Annotated in this window: 21 protein-coding genes; 4 read left to right on the forward strand and 17 right to left on the reverse strand. The window is 54.5% G+C overall.

Features of this window, described 5'->3' with window-relative positions; translation table 11 throughout:
* Window positions 1-2: 2 nt before the first annotated feature.
* Window positions 3-560 carry an NUDIX hydrolase gene (locus NYE69_RS23105; RefSeq protein ID WP_340928091.1) on the reverse strand — a complete coding sequence of 186 codons (558 nt, stop codon included), beginning with the start codon at window positions 558-560 and terminating at the stop codon, window positions 3-5.
* A gap of 120 nt (window positions 561-680) precedes the next feature.
* Between NYE69_RS23105 and NYE69_RS23110 the strand changes: the two genes are divergently transcribed.
* Together NYE69_RS23110 and NYE69_RS23115 are read left to right on the forward strand one after the other, a co-directional pair.
* Complete coding sequence (locus NYE69_RS23110; RefSeq protein ID WP_036621812.1) at window positions 681-860, forward strand: hypothetical protein; 180 nt, start codon at window positions 681-683, stop codon at window positions 858-860.
* 3 nt (window positions 861-863) lie between these two features.
* Window positions 864-1427: a tetratricopeptide repeat protein gene (locus tag NYE69_RS23115; RefSeq protein ID WP_124333691.1), complete on the forward strand. Its 564-nt coding sequence runs from the start codon at window positions 864-866 to the stop codon at window positions 1425-1427.
* Between the two features lie 56 nt (window positions 1428-1483).
* On the opposite strand, the gene NYE69_RS23120 is transcribed toward NYE69_RS23115, so the two are convergent.
* Window positions 1484-2611, reverse strand: coding sequence for a M20/M25/M40 family metallo-hydrolase (locus NYE69_RS23120; protein ID WP_340928093.1), 1128 nt, complete (start codon window positions 2609-2611; stop codon window positions 1484-1486).
* Window positions 2612-2682: 71 nt separating this feature from the next.
* Here NYE69_RS23120 and prli42 point away from each other — a divergent pair, with 71 nt between their 5' ends.
* Window positions 2683-2781 (forward strand): stressosome-associated protein Prli42, encoded by a 99-nt coding sequence (prli42, locus tag NYE69_RS23125; RefSeq protein WP_115311167.1) that lies wholly within the window; start codon window positions 2683-2685, stop codon window positions 2779-2781.
* Here the strand turns inward: prli42 and lipB are convergent.
* The 5 genes from lipB to lpdA all read right to left on the reverse strand — a co-directional run bounded on the left by lipB (window position 2771) and on the right by lpdA (window position 8576).
* Window positions 2771-3469: a lipoyl(octanoyl) transferase LipB gene (gene lipB / locus NYE69_RS23130; protein ID WP_328273042.1), complete on the reverse strand. Its 699-nt coding sequence runs from the start codon at window positions 3467-3469 to the stop codon at window positions 2771-2773. The two genes, prli42 and lipB, sit on opposite strands and share 11 nt — an antisense overlap.
* Before the next feature lie 28 nt (window positions 3470-3497).
* Entirely contained in the window at window positions 3498-4934 is a 1437-nt protein-coding gene (locus NYE69_RS23135) for a dihydrolipoamide acetyltransferase family protein (protein WP_340928095.1), read from the reverse strand.
* 16 nt (window positions 4935-4950) lie between these two features.
* Window positions 4951-5937, reverse strand: coding sequence for an alpha-ketoacid dehydrogenase subunit beta (locus tag NYE69_RS23140; RefSeq protein ID WP_036621800.1), 987 nt, complete (start codon window positions 5935-5937; stop codon window positions 4951-4953).
* A gap of 3 nt (window positions 5938-5940) precedes the next feature.
* Entirely contained in the window at window positions 5941-6963 is a 1023-nt protein-coding gene (locus NYE69_RS23145) for a thiamine pyrophosphate-dependent dehydrogenase E1 component subunit alpha (protein ID WP_328272101.1), read from the reverse strand.
* A 191-nt stretch (window positions 6964-7154) separates the two neighbouring features.
* Entirely contained in the window at window positions 7155-8576 is a 1422-nt protein-coding gene (lpdA, locus tag NYE69_RS23150; protein WP_328272102.1) for a dihydrolipoyl dehydrogenase, read from the reverse strand.
* Window positions 8577-8763: 187 nt separating this feature from the next.
* Between lpdA and NYE69_RS23155 the strand changes: the two genes are divergently transcribed.
* Complete coding sequence (locus tag NYE69_RS23155) at window positions 8764-9069, forward strand: DUF2627 domain-containing protein (RefSeq protein WP_328272103.1); 306 nt, start codon at window positions 8764-8766, stop codon at window positions 9067-9069.
* A 54-nt stretch (window positions 9070-9123) separates the two neighbouring features.
* Here NYE69_RS23155 and NYE69_RS23160 read toward each other — a convergent pair whose 3' ends face one another.
* From NYE69_RS23160 to NYE69_RS23205, 10 genes are all read right to left on the reverse strand, one after another.
* Window positions 9124-9345, reverse strand: coding sequence for a hypothetical protein (locus tag NYE69_RS23160; RefSeq protein WP_340928099.1), 222 nt, complete (start codon window positions 9343-9345; stop codon window positions 9124-9126).
* A 14-nt stretch (window positions 9346-9359) separates the two neighbouring features.
* On the reverse strand, window positions 9360-9668 hold the full coding sequence (locus tag NYE69_RS23165) for an ArsR/SmtB family transcription factor (protein WP_328272105.1): 309 nt from the start codon (window positions 9666-9668) through the stop codon (window positions 9360-9362).
* A 628-nt stretch (window positions 9669-10296) separates the two neighbouring features.
* Window positions 10297-11103: a sporulation transcription factor Spo0A gene (spo0A, locus tag NYE69_RS23170; RefSeq protein ID WP_036621785.1), complete on the reverse strand. Its 807-nt coding sequence runs from the start codon at window positions 11101-11103 to the stop codon at window positions 10297-10299.
* Between the two features lie 242 nt (window positions 11104-11345).
* The gene (gene spoIVB / locus NYE69_RS23175; protein WP_328272106.1) at window positions 11346-12677 is read right to left on the reverse strand and encodes a SpoIVB peptidase; all 1332 of its coding nucleotides are present in this window, start codon (window positions 12675-12677) and stop codon (window positions 11346-11348) included.
* A 99-nt stretch (window positions 12678-12776) separates the two neighbouring features.
* Entirely contained in the window at window positions 12777-14516 is a 1740-nt protein-coding gene (gene recN / locus NYE69_RS23180) for a DNA repair protein RecN (RefSeq protein ID WP_328272107.1), read from the reverse strand.
* Window positions 14517-14558: 42 nt separating this feature from the next.
* Window positions 14559-15011 carry a transcriptional regulator AhrC/ArgR gene (gene ahrC / locus NYE69_RS23185; RefSeq protein WP_128634244.1) on the reverse strand — a complete coding sequence of 151 codons (453 nt, stop codon included), beginning with the start codon at window positions 15009-15011 and terminating at the stop codon, window positions 14559-14561.
* Window positions 15012-15029: 18 nt separating this feature from the next.
* Window positions 15030-15515, reverse strand: coding sequence for a hypothetical protein (locus NYE69_RS23190; RefSeq protein WP_326045143.1), 486 nt, complete (start codon window positions 15513-15515; stop codon window positions 15030-15032).
* 174 nt (window positions 15516-15689) lie between these two features.
* Complete coding sequence (locus NYE69_RS23195; protein ID WP_326045142.1) at window positions 15690-16544, reverse strand: TlyA family RNA methyltransferase; 855 nt, start codon at window positions 16542-16544, stop codon at window positions 15690-15692.
* Window positions 16545-16571: 27 nt separating this feature from the next.
* Window positions 16572-18488 (reverse strand): 1-deoxy-D-xylulose-5-phosphate synthase, encoded by a 1917-nt coding sequence (gene dxs, locus NYE69_RS23200; RefSeq protein WP_411831191.1) that lies wholly within the window; start codon window positions 18486-18488, stop codon window positions 16572-16574.
* A 111-nt stretch (window positions 18489-18599) separates the two neighbouring features.
* On the reverse strand, window positions 18600-19475 hold the full coding sequence (locus NYE69_RS23205; protein ID WP_326045141.1) for a polyprenyl synthetase family protein: 876 nt from the start codon (window positions 19473-19475) through the stop codon (window positions 18600-18602).
* Between the last annotated feature and the right edge of the window lies 1 nt (window position 19476).

Here is a 19476-nt window from a genome sequence, read left to right on the forward strand (position 1 = left end):
ATTTAGCGGACCGCCGTTTCCCAAGTGAGCCGCAGCTGCCAGATATATACGGCCAAAATCGTCTTCGCATCGGCGATCCGGCCCTCGGCGATATGCTGCAGCGCTTCCTCCAGCGTCGCCTCGTGGACTTCGAGAAATTCGTCGGCATCCGGGGCCATCTCGCCGGCGCTTAGCTCCTCGGCCCAATACAGATGGATGATCTCATCCGCGAACCCCGGGGACGTGTAAAAAGAATGCAGATGCGTCAGCTTGCCGCAAGTATAGCCCGTCTCCTCCTGAAGCTCTCTGGCCGCCGCCTCCAGCGGATCTTCTCCCTTTTCCAGCTTGCCTGCCGGAATCTCCAGCTCGCAGCGCCCCATCGCCTGACGGTATTGATCGACGAGCAGCAGCCGCCCCTCATGGACCGCCAGCACCGCAACGGCCCCGGAATGCTTCACAACCTCCCGCGTCGCCAGCGTACCGTCGGGAAGCTTGACCGTGTCGACTTGCAAAGAGATCATTTTCCCGGAAAATACCGGATCGGTCGAAACCGTCGTTTCTTTTAATTGATCAGCTGCCATGTTTAACGTCCTCCTTTTATATAACGCGTAAAGAAATGCGCGAATCCTTGCACATAACTTGTCCAATAAGGGCATATGCTGTTATTATACCAAACCTGCTCAGGAAAGGAGCCTTTGAAAATGAAAAGCTGCTTTTCTCCGACCGCCGTCCGGGCCCAGGGCAAGGCGTGGCAAATCCGCGTTTTGCTGGCGCAATGGCTGAAAGAAGCGGGGCCGGAGGCAAAACTGACGGATCTGATCGATTCCCGGTTGCCGGTTATTCAGTTGCATCGTTTCAGGTTAATAGAAAGCGGGGGGTGAATTATGCGTAGTCCCGTCGGACAACCTCAGAATATGGCCAAAATGGTACAGTTGATTCAAATCTCCGTTGAGAAAGGACGAATCCAGTTTGCCGATAAAATAGCAGGACAAAGCGATATCCATCTGCTCAGCGCGCTGGTGCAGTCCTTATATAAAGCAGGTTATGCGGAACTGGCCAAAAAACGGATTGCCCTGATCGATCCCGAAACGCTAAGCAGGCCATCTCCCCCTTTTTTGGAGCTTAGCTATATTTGGGCGGAAATGCGTTATGACGAGGGATATTATCGGGAAGCCGCAGCGATCTTTGAGGCGATCGCCGAACAGAGCGGGAATTTGGCCGCCGCCCGCTTCGGCGCGGCTTCCTGTTATTTGCAGGAAGCGATGTTAAACCTGCGGCGCAGAATGGAAATCTACCATCCGCCCGAAGCGGAGAGAATCAAAATCCGCAAGTATTTGGAAGATTTCAACCAAGCCCTACATATTATCCAAACCTCGGGCTGGCGCACCGTTAGTTCCGCGGAACAAACGGAACCCAGGCCGGCCCGGGCGGCAACGCTGCTGCATTAACATAACGGCAGCCCAAGGCGCCTTTCCGGCCCTGGGCTGCCGCGTTCCCGGACCGTTTACACGATGCAGGACTGCCGGACGATTTCAAGCGCGAATTCCGCCGCTTTGACGATGTCGTCCGTTTTGATTTTTTCCTCGGTGGTATGAATGTTCTCATAACCGATCGCAAGGTTTACGGTCGGAATCCCGTAGCCGTTCAGCACGTTGGCGTCGCTGCCGCCCCCGGAGACGAAGGTATCGCCGGACAAATCCAGCGCTGCCGCCGCCTTCCGGGCAATCCGCAGCGCTGTCTCCTCCTTGGAAATAAGGAACCCCCGGTACATGATCTCGCTGTGAAATTTCCCTTTGGCCCCGTAATCCCGGCAGACCGCTTCCACGGCCTCCTTCATTTCCTCCAGCTGCCGCTCCACCTTGACCTGGGAAAGACTGCGCGCCTCGCCGTACAATTTGACGTGATCCGGTACGACATTGGTCGGGCCGCCGCCTTCAAATTTTCCGATATTGGCCGTCGTTTCGTCATCGATGCGGCCGAGATTCATCCGGGCAATCGCCTTGCCGGCGACCTGAATCGCGCTGATGCCGTCTTCCGGATTGACCCCGGCATGCGCCGATTTGCCGAAAATTTCGATTTCGACCCGTGCCAGGGTCGGAGCCCCGACGCAAATCGTCCCGACTTCGCCGTTCGTATCAAGGGCGAATCCGAATTTGGCGTCCAGATGCTTGACGTCGAGCGCCCTAGCCCCTCTCAGGTTCGACTCCTCGCCGGCCGAGATGACGAACTGGATTTTTCCGTGGGGGATATTCCGTTCGCTCAGCACCTGGATCACTTCCAGCAGTACGGCCAGTCCGGCCTTATCGTCCGCGCCCAAAATCGTCGTTCCGTCGCTGCGGATCCATCCGTCTTCGCCGACGACCGGTTTGATCCCTTTCCCGGGCTCTACCGTATCCATGTGGCAGGAGAACAGGAACGGCTCGGCGTCAACGCCTCCGCTGGCCGCCAGAGTCGCGATCAAATTGCCGGCGCCGTGGCCGGTCTCTTTTTGGGATTCGTCCTCTACCACGTCCAAGCCGAGTTCGGCCAGTTTGTTTTTCAAATAATCCGCAATAAGGCGTTCGTGTTTGGTCTCGCTGTCGATTTGCACGAGCTCCAAAAACTGTCCGATGACTCTGGTTTCGTTGATCATTGGACTTTCCTCGCTTTCTTCGTTACGATAGAATAAGTGAAATTTACGTTTATGTTGGAGGAGTTTTCGCTATGCAAAAAAAATGGATGAGAATCGTCGTATATTTGATGCTGTTTGCGATGCTGGCTTCCACGCTGCTCGCCTTCCTGGAGCCGCTTTTTATTCGTTAACCGCCGGCTCAAACGCTCCGGACCGGCCGAACACCTCGGAAAACAGCGGAACGAGATCGCGCGCAGCCTCTTCAACGGTAAAGTTCCGGCCGGTGACGTCTTCCAGCGAAGTTACCCCATATTCCTGAATGCCGCAGGGAATGATGCCGCGAAAGCCATCCTCCTGGATGCCCGACTTCACATTCAAAGCAAAGCCGTGGCTCGTAATAAACCCTCTTTTATGACGGCATTTATTAAACTTCACGCCGATGGCGCAAATTTTGACATCCCCGACCCAAACGCCGGTGTATTCCGGTTTTCTGCTGCCTTCCACCCCAAAACGGGCCAAATAATTGATAATCACCTGCTCCAGCTGGCGCAGATAACCGTGCAAATCAAGGCCCTGGCCGGCTTCCAGCCAGAGCAGCGGATACCCGACCAGCTGTCCCGGACCATGGTATGTAATATCTCCGCCGCGGTCGATTTCAAACACGGAAATCCCCCGCTGCTTAAGCTCTTCCGGACCAAGCAGCAAATGCTCGGGGTGGCGCTGGGAACCGATCGTATATGTCGGCGGATGCTGAAGCAGCAGCAGGTGCTCCTGCTGCTGTTCTCCGTCTATCGCTTTAACCAAGCGCTTTTGCAGTTCCCACGCTTCCCCGTACTCCATCATCGGATAATACATCACTTTCAAGGGAATGTTGTTCATCTGCTTTCGCCTCTTTTTTAGGTTGGAATTAATATACCTGAGTATCCAAAGAGTAGCTTTCCATATTGTCCTTCACCCGCTGCATAAAGCGGCCGCAAATGACGCCGTCCAGGATGCGGTGGTCAAGGGACAAACAAAGGTTGGCCATGGAACGCACGGCGATCATGTCGTTGATGACGACCGGTCTTTTGACGATCGACTCGAACGTTAGAATAGCGGCCTGCGGATAATTGATGATCGGCTGCGTCAAAATAGAACCGAAGGACCCCGTGTTGTTCACGGTAAACGTTCCGCCCTGCATATCGTCCAGCTTCAGCTTGCCGGAGCGGACTTTCGACGCCAGCTCTTCAATTTCCCGGGCAAGGCCGGCGATGTTTTTCTGGTCGGCTTTTTTGATCACAGGCGTCATGACGGAATCTTCGGTGCCTACGGCAAGCGAGATATTGATGTCCCGTTTGACGATGATTTTGTCCACCGCCCAGACCGAGTTCATGATCGGATAATCCTTGATCGCGCCGACAACGGCTTTAAGAAGGAAAGCCAAATACGTTAAATTGACGCCTTCCTTTTTCTTAAACTCATCCTTCAGCTTATTGCGGAGCTGCACGAGGTTCGTCACGTCCACCTCGATCATCATCCAGCCATGCGGAATTTCCGACACGCTTTGGCGCATCCGCGTCGCAATCGTGTTGCGGATCGGGGTCACGTCGATGAAATATTCGGAGCGGTCGCCATTCTCCACTTCGATTGTCGGAATCCGCGGCGTTTCCGTCAAATGCAGGCCGGAATTGCGCACCGGCTCGGAAACGGCGGCGTTCAGTCCGGCCGGGATCGCGCTGGCCGGAGCGGCGTACGGGGCCGGCTCAACCGGTGCCGCTGCCGCAGATGCTGCGCCCGGCTGAGCCGGCTGCTGCTGCGATGGCTGCGTCGGCTGGCTGGCTGCTGCTCCCGCGGATGCAGAAGCCGCCGAAGCGGCCCCGCCGCGCTCGATAAAGGCCAGCACGTCCTTGCGGGTCACGCGCCCGCCCAGCCCGGTGCCGGCGATCTGGCGCAGATCCAGGCCGTGTTCGGCCGCCAGTGTCTGCACCGCCGGCGAGTAACGGCTGCGCTGCGTGCCGTCGCTTGCCGCGAGGCTCGGCGCAGGGGCCACCGTCGAACCTGGTCCGGCGGTGGCCAGGGATGTATCGCCGGCTGCGGAACCGGCCGCCTCCACAGCCGTCTCGATCCGGCAGATGACCGTTCCCACCTGGATTTCCTGACCTTCCTGGGCCAGGAGTTCGCCCATAATCCCGTCCACCGTCGACGGAATTTCAGCGTTGACTTTATCCGTGATCACTTCGCAAATCGGTTCGTATTGCTCGACCGGATCTCCCGGCTTTTTCAGCCACTTTCCGATGGTCGCCGAAACGAGCGATTCCGCTAGCTGGGGCAACGCGACGTCGGTTAACGTTTTTTGGTTTGGCATGAAATCCTCACTCCCGTTAATAAAGCGCCAATTGAAGCATCGCTTCTTTGACTTTATCCTTGCTAAGCATAAAAAACTTCTCCATCGGCGGACTGATCGGCATCGCCGGCACGTCCGGCCCGCACAATCTCCCAATCGGCGCGTCCAGCTCGAACAGGCACTCCTCGGAAACGATCGCCGCCACCTCGGCGCCGATGCCGCCGGTTTTATTGTCCTCGTGCACGATCAGCACTTTGCCGGTTTTACGGGCCGCCGCAATAATCGCCTCGCGGTCCAGCGGCTGCAGCGTGCGCAAGTCCAAGATATGCGCGCTGATGCCCTGCTCCGCCTCCAGCTCCGCGGCGGCCTGCATCGCGAAATGCAGCGGCAGACTGTAGCCGATCACGGTAATGTCCGTGCCTTCGCGCAGCACCTTCGCCTGGCCGATCGGCACGATGTAATCGTCCTCGGGGACGTCCTCTTTAATCAGCTTGTAGCATTTCTTGTTCTCAAAGAACAGCACGGGATCGGGATCGCGAATCGCCGCTTTCAGCAAGCCCTTGGCATCGTAAGCCGAATAAGGGGCGACGATTTTCAGGCCCGGGGTGCCAAAAAAGATCGATTCCGGGCACTGGGAATGGTACAACCCGCCAAAAATGCCGCCGCCGATCGGCGCGCGCACCACGACAGGACAATTCCAGTCGTTGTTGGAACGGTAGCGGATCTTCGCCGCCTCGCTAATAATTTGGTTCGTGGCCGGCAGCATAAAATCCGAATACTGCATTTCGGCAATCGGCTTCATGCCGTACATGGCCGCGCCGATCGCCACGCCGGCGATCGCCGATTCCGCCAGCGGCGTATCGATCACGCGCATCTCCCCGAACTGCTCCTGCAGCCCTTTCGTCGTCGTAAACACGCCGCCCTTGACGCCGACGTCTTCCCCTAACACAAACACGCTTTCGTCGCGCTCCATTTCCTCTTTCATCGCCAGACGAATCGCGTCGATATATTCCATTACCGGCATAACTTACACCTCTCCTTCGCTGGCGTACACGTGCAGCAGCGTATCCTCCGGTTTCGGGTACGGCGCGTCTTCCGCCGCCTTCAGCGCGTCCTTTAGCTGCTGCTGGATATCCTTAAGCAGCGCTTCGTCGCGTTCCTCGCTCCATAAGCCGTGTTCGATCAGATAGGATTTCATTTTCGGGATGCCGTCCTTTTTCCAGTTCTCATCGACTTCTTCTTTTGTCCGGTAAGCCAGATCGTTATCCGAAGTGGAGTGCGGGGACAAACGGTACATCATCGCTTCGATCAACGTCGGCCCCTCTCCGCTAACGGCCCGCTCCCTGGCCTCCTTCACGACGCGGTAAACCTCGAGGGCGTCGTTGCCGTCGACCCGGATGCCCGGAAAGCCGTAGCCCAGGGCCCGGTCGACCACCCGGCCGCCAAGCTGCTTCTTGATCGGCACCGAGATGGCGTATTGGTTGTTTTCGCACAGGAAGATGACCGGCAGCTTCTGAACGCCGGCAAAGTTCAGGCCTTCATGGAAGTCGCCCTGGTTGCTGGAGCCTTCCCCAAACGTCACATACGAGACAATATCCTTTTTTTGCATTTTGGCGGCCAAAGCAAAGCCAACGGCGTGCGGAACCTGCGTTGTTACCGGGCTGGAGCCCGTCACGATGCGCAGCCGCTTGCTGCCGAAGTGGCCCGGCATTTGCCGACCGCCACTGTTCGGGTCGCCCGCTTTAGCGAACGCCGACAGCATCAGCTCCTCCAAAGTCATGCCTACCGCCATTACAAAGCCGTAGTCGCGGTAATAGGGCAAAAAGTAATCGCGCTCCCGGTCAAGCGCAAACGCCGCGGCGATCTGCGCCGTCTCCTGTCCGATGCCGGAGACATGGAAATTGATTTTTCCCGCCCGCTGCAGCAGCAGACAGCGCTCATCGAATTTGCGCGCGAGCACCATGTATTTGTACATCTCGACGACTTCCGTGTCCGACAATCCGAGTTGCTCATGTTTAGGTTTGGTTTGCACTGAACTTTTGGCGTTCATGGGAGTTACCTCCTTTGTTTAACTTACATTGGGTTGAAAGGCAAGATTAGCACCTTGTTACATCTAATCTTAAAACCTGGTACTAAGACTTGGAATAACCTTATTATAAACGCTTTTCCGCCAAAAAGAAAACTTTATCCGCGAAATGCTTTTAAGTTCGTGTTCAAAAAGTCGGGTTTTCAGCACAACCTCTATAAAGAAAGCGAGTTTCCTTCGACAGCCAAGGCCGCTTCCCCGATAATTTCCGAGAGCGTCGGATGGGCAAACACCGCTTGTCCGATTTCCCACGGCGTCGCGTCAAGCAGCTGCGCAAGCGCGGCCTGGCTGATCAGCTCGGTGACATGCGGACCGATCATGTGGACGCCCAAAATATCGTTCGTGCGAGCATCGGCGACCATTTTGACGAACCCTCCGCTTTCCCCCTGCACCAGCGCTTTCCCGATCGCCGAAAACGGAACTTTGCCCTCCTTCACTTCATATCCTTTGACTTTGGCCTCTTTGGCCGTAAGCCCCACTGAAGCGACCTCCGGGCGGGTATAGACGCAGCGCGGCACCTGGGAGGCGTGATAAGCATGCGAGCTCTCTCCGGCCAAATGGTGCACGGCCGTCAATCCTTCATGGCTGGCGGCGTGGGCCAGCTGCAAACCGCCGATGCAGTCGCCGATCGCGTAGATATGCGGCTCCGTCGTCTGCATATATTCATTTACCCGGATGAAGCCCCGGTCTAAACCGATGTCGGTATTTTCCAATCCGATGTTTTCCACGTTCGCCTGCCGGCCGATCGAAAGCAGCAGCTTGTCCGCCTGCAGCCGCAGCGGCTTTTCTCCCTGCAGTGCCGTTATATGTACCTGCCCCTCCTGAATCTCGCAGGATTCGGGATCCACCTTCACCCCGGTCAGCACTTTTACGCCGCGCTTCTCCAACTGCTTGCGCAGTTCGCGGGCCACATCCTCGTCCTCCGCCGGGAGCAGTTGATCCGCCGCTTCCACGATCGTGACTTCCACCCCGAAATCGCTCAGCAGGGAAGTCCATTCGACACCGATCACCCCACCGCCGACGATGATCATCGCACCCGGAAGCTCCTCCAATACGAGCGCTTCGTCGCTGCTCAGCACATGCTTTCCGTCGGGAACCAGACCGGGCAGCGTACGCGGCCGCGAACCGGTGGCGATGATCAGATTGGCCGGGACGACCGTCTCCATTTCGCCATTCGCCAGCTCCACGGCAACCGCCCCGCTTTTCGGGGAAAAGATCGAAGGACCGGTGACCCTGCCCCTGCCCTGAATCACCTTGATATTATGCTTCCGCATTAAATATTGAACACCTTTGTGCAGTTGCTCGACGATTTGCCCTTTTCTTTCCTGCACTTTGGGAAACACCAATGTCAGCCCGCTCGTCTCAATGCCGAAAGCGGCGCTCTCCTTCATTTGCGCATACAGCTCCGCGCTGCGCAGCAGCGCCTTGCTCGGAATGCAGCCGCGGTGCAGGCAGGTTCCGCCCAGCTTGTCCTGTTCGATAATTACGACTTCCTTGCCGAGTTGGGCAGCGCGAATCGCGGCAATATAACCTCCCGTGCCCCCTCCTAAAATCGCCACATCACATTGGATTGCCATAATCAAATCTCCACCATTCTTTTAAAATCGCTATATATAAGTCCCATGCGTTTGCGCCATAAATCCAACTCCTATTTTACCCTGTTTTGCCCTTAATACAAATCCGGTCCTGAAATGGACAGAACATGCCGAACAAGGTATGATGAAGAGGAATGCCATTTCTGATCGGAAAGGACGATCCTGCTCCATGAAGCTGATGATTTCCCGGTTCATTGCTATTCTTATGCTGGTGATACCAGGCATAGCCGCCATGACCGGGTTCCTTAAAATAAAGGATGCCCTATTTGATTATATGTCCAAACACGGCGACGATTCGCTTGCCAAAGTCACGTTCGACTGGCTGCAATTCGGTTTTGGATTGCTGCTGTTTGCCGCAGGCGTCGGCTTTTTGGGCGGCTGGATTTTTTTCCGCGACCGCAAACGCAATTATGTTGGACCAAGATTTCGTAAAAAAGAACCCGCGCAAACAGAGCAAAATCAATCCGACACATGAATAAAAGCTGTTCCCGGCGAATTGACTTCACTTACGCGGGACAGCTTTTTTAGTTTATTCGTATAACGCTTCTTTGAGTTTGCTCGACATCCGCGCCCCGTTCCGGGAAGCCCGCAGCAGCGCTTTGCGCAGCCGGACATTCTCCGCCGACAGCTTTTCCACTTGGCCGATCAGCTCGCGCACAAGTTGTCTGTCCGCTTCGCTTAACCCCGAACGCTCCGCCAATTCCCGGCAAGGTTCCAAATCAAAATCCAACTCCAAATCGTTCTCCATCATCCCCTCATCCTCTCTTAATCGCATTTAGCGTGCTGGATCGCCTGGGTCAGCAGCGAGATGACATGCTCGTCATCGCAGCTGTAGTACAGCGTGTTTGCTTCCCTGCGGTATTTCACCAGGCGCAAATTCCTCAGCATGCTCAGCTGATGGGATACCGCCGATTGCGACAAGTTCAGCACCTCCGACATATGCGTTACCGAACATTCCTCTTCGGAGAGCAAATACAAAATTTTAATTCGGGTAGGATCCGACAGAGCTTTGAAAATCGTCGAAACTTTTTCAAGCGTATCCGGACTCAAAAACGAATGCACATCTTTTTCCATAAAAACTGCCTCCAGCAATTATTGTACATGAGCATATGTTCATTGGCAGAATATCTCTGCCGGCGCATCTTGTCAACCCACACAACCCGCAAAAATGAAAAGCGGCCGCTTGCATTGGTGATCTAGTACAAGTATGTTCCGGCAAGATGATTTACAAATTTCGTTTTATCTATTGTCTTTGACCCCGCCCCTGTTAGTGTCACCGTTATGCTTCTTGCAATCCATTCGAAATAAAAAAGCTTGGGTTGGTCGGCAGATCAACATCCGCTGTCCGGACGCTTTGCACGATTATCCCATTTGATCCGGAAGCAGAGAGGAAGATAAATTCAGGAGAATAAAAATGAAAGGACCGTGATTATCCCCCACCCTCTCCCCCCTGAACAAGAGGGATAATCGTGCAAAGCAGCATGCAGGGATACCAAGACAGTCATAATTTATTTTGTCAAGCACTGATCTCGGTTTTGAGCCTTCTATAATGTTAAAAAACACCGCTCCTTTACCGGTTTCCGAAGGAACCAATAAATAAGCGGTATTTTTGTTTTTTTGGATATTTGCCGCCAAAATTGAACTGGCTAGATGCCGTTGCCAAAATCCGAAATCCTTTGCCGTACCATTACTCCTTACCCTTTCACGACACTTTGTGCTCAATTCTCAGCTTGTCGGCCACCATTGCGATAAATTCGCTGTTGGTTGGTTTGGATTTGGAAATATTGATCGTGTAGCCGAACAAATGGCTGATGGAATCGATGTTGCCCCGCGTCCAGGCGACTTCAATCGCATGCCGGATGGCGCGTTCCACACGGGATGGCGTCGTCTTGAATTTCTCCGCGATCGCCGGATACAGCGTTTTCGTGATGGCACCCAAAATTTCGATGTTGTTGTAAACCATCGTAATGGCTTCGCGCAAATACTGATAACCCTTAATATGCGCCGGAACTCCGATTTCATGAATGATCGAAGTAATATTCGCATCCAGGTTTTTGCCTTTGCCAAGCGGAACAACGTTCGATTTCGTAAAGACCGCCGCAGGAGCTCCGCCGGTCGTCATATGCTGTACGCCAACGAGCTGACGAATTCGATTGGCGAGCACCTCCATGTCAAACGGCTTCAAAATGTAGTAAGAAGCGCCGAGCTGGACGGCACGCTGCGTAATGTTCTCTTGCCCGAAGGCGGTCAGCATGATGATTTTAGGCTGCGGATTCAGATTCAAATCACGGATACGTTCCAACACGCCCAAACCATCCAGGTGCGGCATGATGATATCCAAGATCAGAACATCCGGTACTTTGGCCGCGTTTTCGATCATCTCCAGCACTTCTTCTCCGTTATAGGCGATTCCGGAGACGATCATGTCGTCCTGCTCCGAAATATATTCCGCAAGCAAATTCGTAAATTCCCGGTTATCATCCGCCAACAACACTTCGATTTTCTGCACTTTCCAACTTCCTCCTTCAAGTAAATGGATAGTTTTTTGTTATTCTCTTCTTCCCAGAATAAGGATTCGACACACAAAAGTAAATTCCTTCTGTCGAAAATTATTTTTCTTTATTTTTTTGCGGAGTTAAGATATAATAAATTATTTATTTACACAAAGCGATGTTGTTCGTATGTTTTCGACAAACCTATACATCATTCTGCTTGCCGCATGTCGACAAAAAGGAAAAAATCTTAAGGCTTTTAGCTCGCCTTAAGATTTTGGAAAGTATTCTGGGGACGTTCCAATATTCCCGCATCCTGCAGCATCCATTCGATAAAGCAACCGTAACCGGATTTCGGATCGTTTACAAACACGTGGGTCACGGCGCCGATCAGCTTTCCGTTTTGCATAATCGGGCTGCCGCTCATCCCTTGCACGATCCCGCCGGTTTTCTCGACCAGCCGCGGATCCGTGATCCGCAGGACCAGCCCTTTCGTTTCCGGCACGCTTTGTTTGGAAACATGCACGATCTCGATTTTAAAACGCTCGACCCGCTGTCCTTCCACAACCGTTAAAATTTCAGCGGGACCTTCTTTGACTTCCTCGGCAAACGCTACGGGCACCGGTTTCTGATAAACGCTGTGCTCCGGATTTTGCGACATTTTTCCGAAAATTCCAAAATGCGTGTTGCGTTCAATAGTACCAAGCATTTTGCCTTCCTTCAAAAAGTGAGCGCGTTTTTCACCTGGCTCCCCGCTTTCGCTTTTGGAAATCGAGGTGACGCTGGATTGCAAAATTTGACCGCTGCCCACGACAATCGGCGTTTGGGTATTCATATCGGTAATAATATGACCTAACGCCCCATATACACCTTGTTCAGGAGCGTAAAACGTCAAAGTGCCTACCCCTGCCGCTGAATCGCGTATATACAGCCCCAGCCGCCATGCGCGATCTTGCTTGTCAAATGCCGGAGTTAAAGAAGTCGTGTATTCCTTGCTGTCCCGTTTGTAGGTTACCTGCATCGGTCGTTTGCTCTTACCGGCCGCTTCGGCGATTTCCGCCACATCTCGAACATCCTTCAACTTAATGCCGTTGATGTGCGTGATCAAATCTCCGGCCTCAATTCCCGCCGCCTCGCCGGGAGACAGCTTGCTCGTGTCCGTGAGCACCTGATGGTGGCCAACCACTAAAATTCCCGCTGATTTCACTTTAACTCCAATCGTTTGACCGCCGGGAATCACTTTTAAATCAGGAATTACGTTGACCTTTACGGTCTTAAGAGGAATTTGACCGAATAATTTCATGCGGAGTTTGGCTTCTCCGCTCCGAAGCGACGAAAGCTTGAGCGGATGTCCCAAAGACACTTTCATGGAAGGGTTAGGCTGCCCGTTTAAGCGGATGACATCGGGCCGATCGACGCTGACTTCGGCCTGTACGGGAAGTGCTAACGAAATTTGCGTGCCTTGGCCTTGGAACAGGCGCAGCTCGTCCGGCAGAACAGGCGCGTGTCCCTTTGCTGCGGACGTACCGATGAAACAAAAGAAGAAAGCAAGTAAAAGACCGAGCATTCTTTTCCTGAGGTTCGGGTTCAATGGCTGTCACGCTCCCTTAGCTTCTTTCGCTTGACGAAAAGGTGGTCGCCAATTGCGTACCCTTAAGATACCCCGGGGCAGGTCTTTTATTACTGTCAATCATTGTGCCGTACTTAATAAGCCATCCTTCTGCGCCTGTGCCAGCTTCAGCATTTCATGAGCATGGTGCCGTGTCTTTTTCGTGATTTCCACGCCGCCCAGCATGCGGGCAAGCTCGTTTACGCGCCCTGCCGCATCCAAGGGGTTTACGCGGGTCATCGTCCGGCCGTCGTCCACAATTTTTTCGATTAAATACTGACGATCCGCCATACAAGCCACCTGAGGAAGATGCGTGATGGCAAAAACCTGGCACGCGCCGGACAACCGCGATAACTTGTTGGCGATCGATTGGGCGGCGCGCCCGCTAACACCCGTATCCACCTCGTCAAAAATCAATACCGGCACTTGATCATGGCGGGCAAAAATGCTCTTCAAAGCCAGCATCATCCGGGACAATTCGCCGCCGGAAGCGATTTTGCTCAGCGGTCTAAGCGGTTCCCCCGGGTTGGGAGAAATGAGGAATTCCGCGCTGTCGATTCCCTGCTTGCCGGGCCTTACCTTTTTGCCTTGCCACTCCAAGCCTTGCGGGTCTTCATTCCAGGTTAGTTTGACCTGCAAACTGGTCCGCTCCATTTGCAAATCCTTCAATTCGCTTTCGATTTGTTTCGCAAGATCCGTAGCGATTTGCTGCCGTACAGCGCTTAATTCGGCAGCCTCCACCAACAGCTTGGACGTCATTTCCGAACGTTTGGCTTGCAGCTGCTCCAGCAGTTCGTCTTTATTTTCAAGCGTGTCCGCTTCCTTGCGGATTTTTTCGTAATAATCCAAAATCCCCTGAACATCGTCTCCGTATTTGCGCCGCAGGGTGGAAATCAAATCAAGCCGTTCCTCCACTTCCTCGAGCCGTTCGGGGTTAAATTCGATGCGCTCCCGGTATCCCCGCAAACCGTATGCCGCGTCCTCCAATTGGTAATAAGCGGACTGCAGCTGTTCGACCAGCGGAGCAATCCCTTTGCTGTCGTAGCCCGCGACCTCGCTTAAGCGGGCGATCGCCTTGGCGACGGCATCGAGCCCTTGCGTTCCGTACAGCAGTTCATAAGCCCGGGACACCGAGTCCATCATCTTCTCGCTATGGGATAGCTTGACCTTTTCCTCGTTAAGCAATTCATCTTCGCCCGGTTTTAAGGAGGCCGCGGCGATTTCGTTGATCTGAAACCGGTACAGATCCAGCATTTGCAGGGCCTGCTGACTCGTATTGCGAAGATCGCTGTATTCTTTATCGATACGGACAAATTCGGCATAAGTCTGCTGATATTTCGTTTTGATCGGCTCGATCGCGCCGGCGCCGTAGGCGTCCAGCAGTTCCAGGTGGCGCTCCGGGCGGAGCAGCGTCTGATGCTCGTGCTGTCCGTGCAGATTGATCAATTGATCGCCGACTTCGCGCAGCATCGACAGATTGACGAGCTGGCCGTTGATTCTGGCCGAGCTTTTGCCCTGCATGCTGATTTCCCGGCGGATGATCAGCAGTTCTCCGGGATCGCCGCCGATGCCTAACCGGCTTAACGCAGTCCAAACCGGATGATGCTCGGGCAGGTCGAAGGATGCCTCCATTTCGGCTTTGTCGCAGCCGTAACGGATCAAGTCGGCCGAGCCGCGGCCTCCCGCAATCAAGCCAAGCGCATCGATAATAATCGATTTGCCGGCGCCCGTTTCGCCCGTCAGTACATGAAAACCGGAAGCAAACGAAATATCCACCGCTTCAACAACAGCCAAATTGCGAATCGATAAATGAACCAACATGTGAAGGCCACTCCCCTCTTTAAATCAGAGATTTTCAGGAATTTACCCGGAAATATAGCTCATAATCTGCTCAATCACATATAAACTGTACTCCTCGCTGCGGCAGATCAGCAAAATCGTATCGTCCCCGCAAATCGTCCCCAGCAGGTCGGGCCATTCCATGTTGTCGATCAGAACCGCCACCGAGTTCGCCGTCCCCGGCAGGCATTTCATCACGACCAAATTGCCCGTGTGATCGATATGTACGAAGCTGTCGATCAAGGCCCGCTGCAATTTCTGCACGGGATTGTAACGCTGCGCGGTCGGCATCGAGTATTTGTACCTGCCGTCATCGGTCGGCACCTTGATCAGCATTAATTCTTTAATATCGCGGGATACGGTCGCCTGCGTCACCTGATAACCGGCCTCACGCAAAGCCTCCACCAGCTCGTCCTGGGTTTCGATTTCCTTCGCCGCGATGATCTCGCGAATTTTAATATGTCGTTGTCCTTTCATAAATGCCCTCCATAAGCCCTACAAGGCTGCTTCGTCTTCATCTTCGTCTTCATCCGTCGTCAAGGAGATTTCCCGGATGTCGCCCTGCTCCGCGTCCACATAAAGAACGCCGGCGCATTCCGGATATAAGAGCAGGTAAGGCAAAAGCTCTTTCCGCACACCGCTGCCCGTCCACTCGATCGCGATGCGGTCCCTTGCCGTCCTTACCAGATAGAATTCCCCGTCTTTGATCGCGATATAGTCAATGAACAAGCGGCTGTGCAAAATATCCCGATTCACCCGAAAGGCGAGCGGCACCTTCAGCTTGTCGCTGACGACCGTATATCCGGCCTGTTCCAGAAGGTCGACCGCCGGATGATCCAAGATTTCCTCGTTCAAAGCAAAACCGATGCTGGTTCTTAAGGATAACGGCTTGCGGACCCAGGAGCGAAATCCGCGATAAAGCAGATACACCGCAAACGCGGCGATAAGCACCATCAATAGATCGTCAGAGAATGCCCCCACTCCAAATCACCTCAAACAATCTATTTCGACGCTTACGCCCAAGCTCCTGTCAGGAACAATCAACAATTTATCGTTATATGGGACTAGCTTCATTTTCTTTTATTATAGGGAACAAACGTTCGTTTGGCAATAGATTGCAACAGAAAAAAGACCCATCATTGAGATGGGCCTCCGCTAAACGCTAAAGGTTTCGGACGCTTCCCTGACGACGCGCTCGGCCGTTTCCCGTATCCGTTGTCGCCGTCCGGCTTCTCCGCTGCCGTCCTGATCGGCTGCGCCGGCGTTCGTCTCAAGACGAAGATGGGCCAGAAATTCGATATTTCCTTCCCCGCCGGTGATTGGTGAAAAGGTCAATCCACGCACGCAATACCCCAGCTCCTCGGCAAAGGAAAGCACCGTTTCCAGCACCTCCAGATGCACCTTGGGATCCCGCACGACCCCGGATTTCCCGACTTTTTCGCGCCCCGCTTCAAATTGGGGCTTGATCAGCGCCGCGATATCCGCAGGCCTTTCCAATAAAGCAAGGAGCGGGGGCAAAATGATTTTCAGCGAAATGAACGAGACGTCGATGCTGGCAAAATCCGGCTTCGGCCCGTCCAAATCCTCCGGCGTCATGTAGCGGAAGTTCGTCCGCTCCTTTACGTTAACCCGCTCATCGTTGCGGAGCGACCAGTCAAGCTGGTTGTATCCGACATCGATGGCGTACACGTAGCCGGCCCCGTGCTGCAGGGCACAATCGGTAAACCCGCCGGTGGACGACCCGATATCCAGCATCGTCCGGCCGGTCAAATCGATCCCGAACCGCTTCAGCGCCTTCTCCAGCTTAAGCCCGCCGCGGCTGACATAAGGATGGATCGCGCCCTTCACCGTAAGCTCCGTATCGCGCGGTATTTTCGTGCCGGCCTTTTCGATCCGCTCCTGCCCGCCGAACACGAGCCCGGCCATAATGGCCGCCTTCGCTTTTTCCCTGCTGTCGAAAAATCCCTGCTCCACGAGCAGGACGTCTATGCGTTCCTTGGAAACCGACATAAAATCTCCCGTCTATCTCACATTTACTTAAACCGGCTTAACCTTCTTGGCGAGGGAATACGGCTGATCGGAACGGAATTTTTTCAATTCCATAACGACGCCCTCCGCCGTCAAACCGACTTCCTCCAGCTGTTCTTTAATGCTGCCGTGTTCGATGAACCGGTCCGGCACTCCCATCAGGCGGATGTCCAGCCCGGTGATGCCGTGCTCGGCGTAAAACTCCAGAACGGCGCTGCCCAAGCTGCCGGCCTGGGACGCTTCCTCCAGCACGATCAGCTCGCTGCTGCCATGAGCCAGCTTCAGCAGCATGCTTTCATCGAGCGGCTTTAAAAACCGGGCGTTGACGACGGAGGCCGTCACGCCTTCCCGCTTCATCATGTCGGCGGCCTCCTCGGCCACCTGCACCATCGGGCCGACCGCGATGATGACCGGCCCATCCCCTTCACGGACCATTTCCCAACTGCCGATCGGAATCGGCACGAGCTCCTCGTCCAGAGGCACGCCGGGAACGTTAATCCGCGGATAACGGTAGCCGATCGGACCGTCGTTGTATTCCAGCGCGGTTTTCATCATATGGCGCATTTCGTTCTCATCCTTCGGCATCATCAGCACCATGTTCGGAATATGCCGCAAAAAGGCGATATCGAAAACCCCCTGGTGCGTTTCCCCGTCCGCCCCGACAAATCCCGCCCGGTCGATGGCAAACATTACGTTGGCGTTATGCCGGCAAATATCGTGCACGATCTGGTCGTAAGCGCGCTGCATAAAGGTGGAGTACACGGCAAAAACCGGCTTCATGCCCTCCATCGCCAACGCCGCGCACATCGTCGCCGCATGCTGCTCGGCAATGCCTACGTCAATCATCCGGTCCGGGAAGCGCTCGGCGAATTTCACCAGCCCCGAGCCGCCGGGCATCGCCGGCGTGACCGCGACAATGCGCTCATCCTGTTCGGCCAGCTCGATCAGCGTTTGTCCGAACACTTCCGTATATGTCGGATTGCCGACCGCCTTCAGCAGTTGGCCCGATTCGATTTTGTACGGCGTGCTGACGCCGTGCCATTTGTGCGAATCCATTTCCGCCGGCGTATAGCCCTTGCCTTTGGTCGTCAACACGTGAACCAATACGGGGCCGCTCACATTGTTTGCTTGCTTGAACGATTCAATTAAGCCCGGCAAATCATGGCCGTCCACCGGGCCGAGATATTTGAAGCCAAGCTCCTCGAACAAAACGCCGGAAACCATCATGTATTTCAAGCTGTCCTTTAGCCGTTCCGCGGTTTTGGCCAGCTTGCCGCCGATCGCCGGGATCTTCTTGAGCAGTTGCTCCACTTCGCCTTTGGCCCGCAGGTAATTGCGGTCGGAACGGAGTTTGGTCAAATAGTTATGCATTGCTCCCACATTGGGTGCAATCGACATTTCATTGTCGTTCAGGATCACCATGAGATCTTTTTTCTCGTGACCGATGTGATTCAGCGCTTCAAACGCCATGCCCCCGGTCAGCGCACCGTCGCCGATGACGGCGATGACCCGGTGCGATTCGCCTTTCAAATCGCGCGCCAAAGCCATGCCCATGGCCGCCGAGAGCGAAGTGCTGCTATGGCCCGCCTCCCACACGTCATGCTCGCTTTCGCTCCGTTTAACAAACCCGCATAAGCCCTTGTACTTGCGCAGCGTATCAAACCGGTCCATGCGTCCCGTCAATATTTTATGTACATAGGCCTGATGGCCGACGTCAAAAATAAATTTGTCTTCGGGACTGTTGTAGCAGTAGTGCAGGGCGATCGTCAATTCCACCACGCCCAGATTGGGAGCCAGATGCCCGCCTGTCGCCGACAGCTTTTCGATCAAAAACCGGCGGATTTCCGCCGCAAGCGAAGCCAATTGGTCCACGGACAGGTTTTTCAGATCGGCAGGCTCATGAATTTGTGAAAGCAGCACAGCCATTCCCCGCTTTCCTAAAATGGATTTCCCTCTGAATGTTAATAACGTTCATTATACCATATGTCACGATGTTGTCGAAATCGATCAAGCCCCGTCTAACGGTAAAAAATAAACTTAGTGGTCCCTTCGCACCAGAACATCGGCTATATCCAACAAACGCTCCGGATGAGGCACGATTCCGCTTCCGATCGCGGCTTTGGCCGCGGCCGTGAGCTTTTCCACCTCGGCGCGGGAGGCTTCTAGGCCCAGAAAATAAGGAAAGGTCACTTTCTGCTGCTTGACGTCGCTTTGCGTTTTTTTGCCGAGCTTGCGCTCGTCGCCGACGAGATCCAGAATATCGTCCTGAATCTGAAAAGCAAGTCCGAGGCAGCGGCCGTATTGCTCAAGCGCTTTCAGCTGTTCGTCCGCCGCCGCGGCGATTCTTCCGCCGGCCTTGACGGAAAAAACGATCAGATCCGCGGTTTTATGCTCGTGGATATACTGAAGCTGCTCCAGTTCGGTTAAGCCCTGCTCCCCTTCCATATCGGCCACCTGCCCGCCGACCATGCCGGAAGGGCCGGCATAACGCGCCAGATCCTCCACAATCGCGAGCACCTGCTCCGCAGGCACCCCGTATCCCCGTCCCGCCTGCGCAATGCTGTAAAAAGCGTGAGTGAGCAGACCGTCCCCGGCCAAAATCGCCATTGCTTCCCCGAACACTTTATGATTGGTCAGCTTCCCGCGCCGATAGTCGTCGTTGTCCAGGGCCGGCAAATCGTCATGGATCAGCGAATACGTATGCACCATTTCCACGGCGCAGGCGACGGGCAGCGCAGCGTCCCGGCTTCCTCCCAGCGCCTCCGCCGCAGCCACGACGAGCAGCGGCCGCAGCCGCTTGCCCCCTGCCATAAGTGAATATTTCATCGAACTGCCCAGCGTCTCCGGCACGGTCCATTCCGCGGGGATCGCGGATTGCAGACGGGAGGCCACCAGTTCCGAGACCTCCGCCATA

Origin of the sequence: Paenibacillus sp. FSL R5-0527 (genome assembly GCF_038008055.1) — a bacterium.
GTDB lineage: Bacteria > Bacillota > Bacilli > Paenibacillales > Paenibacillaceae > Fontibacillus > Fontibacillus macerans.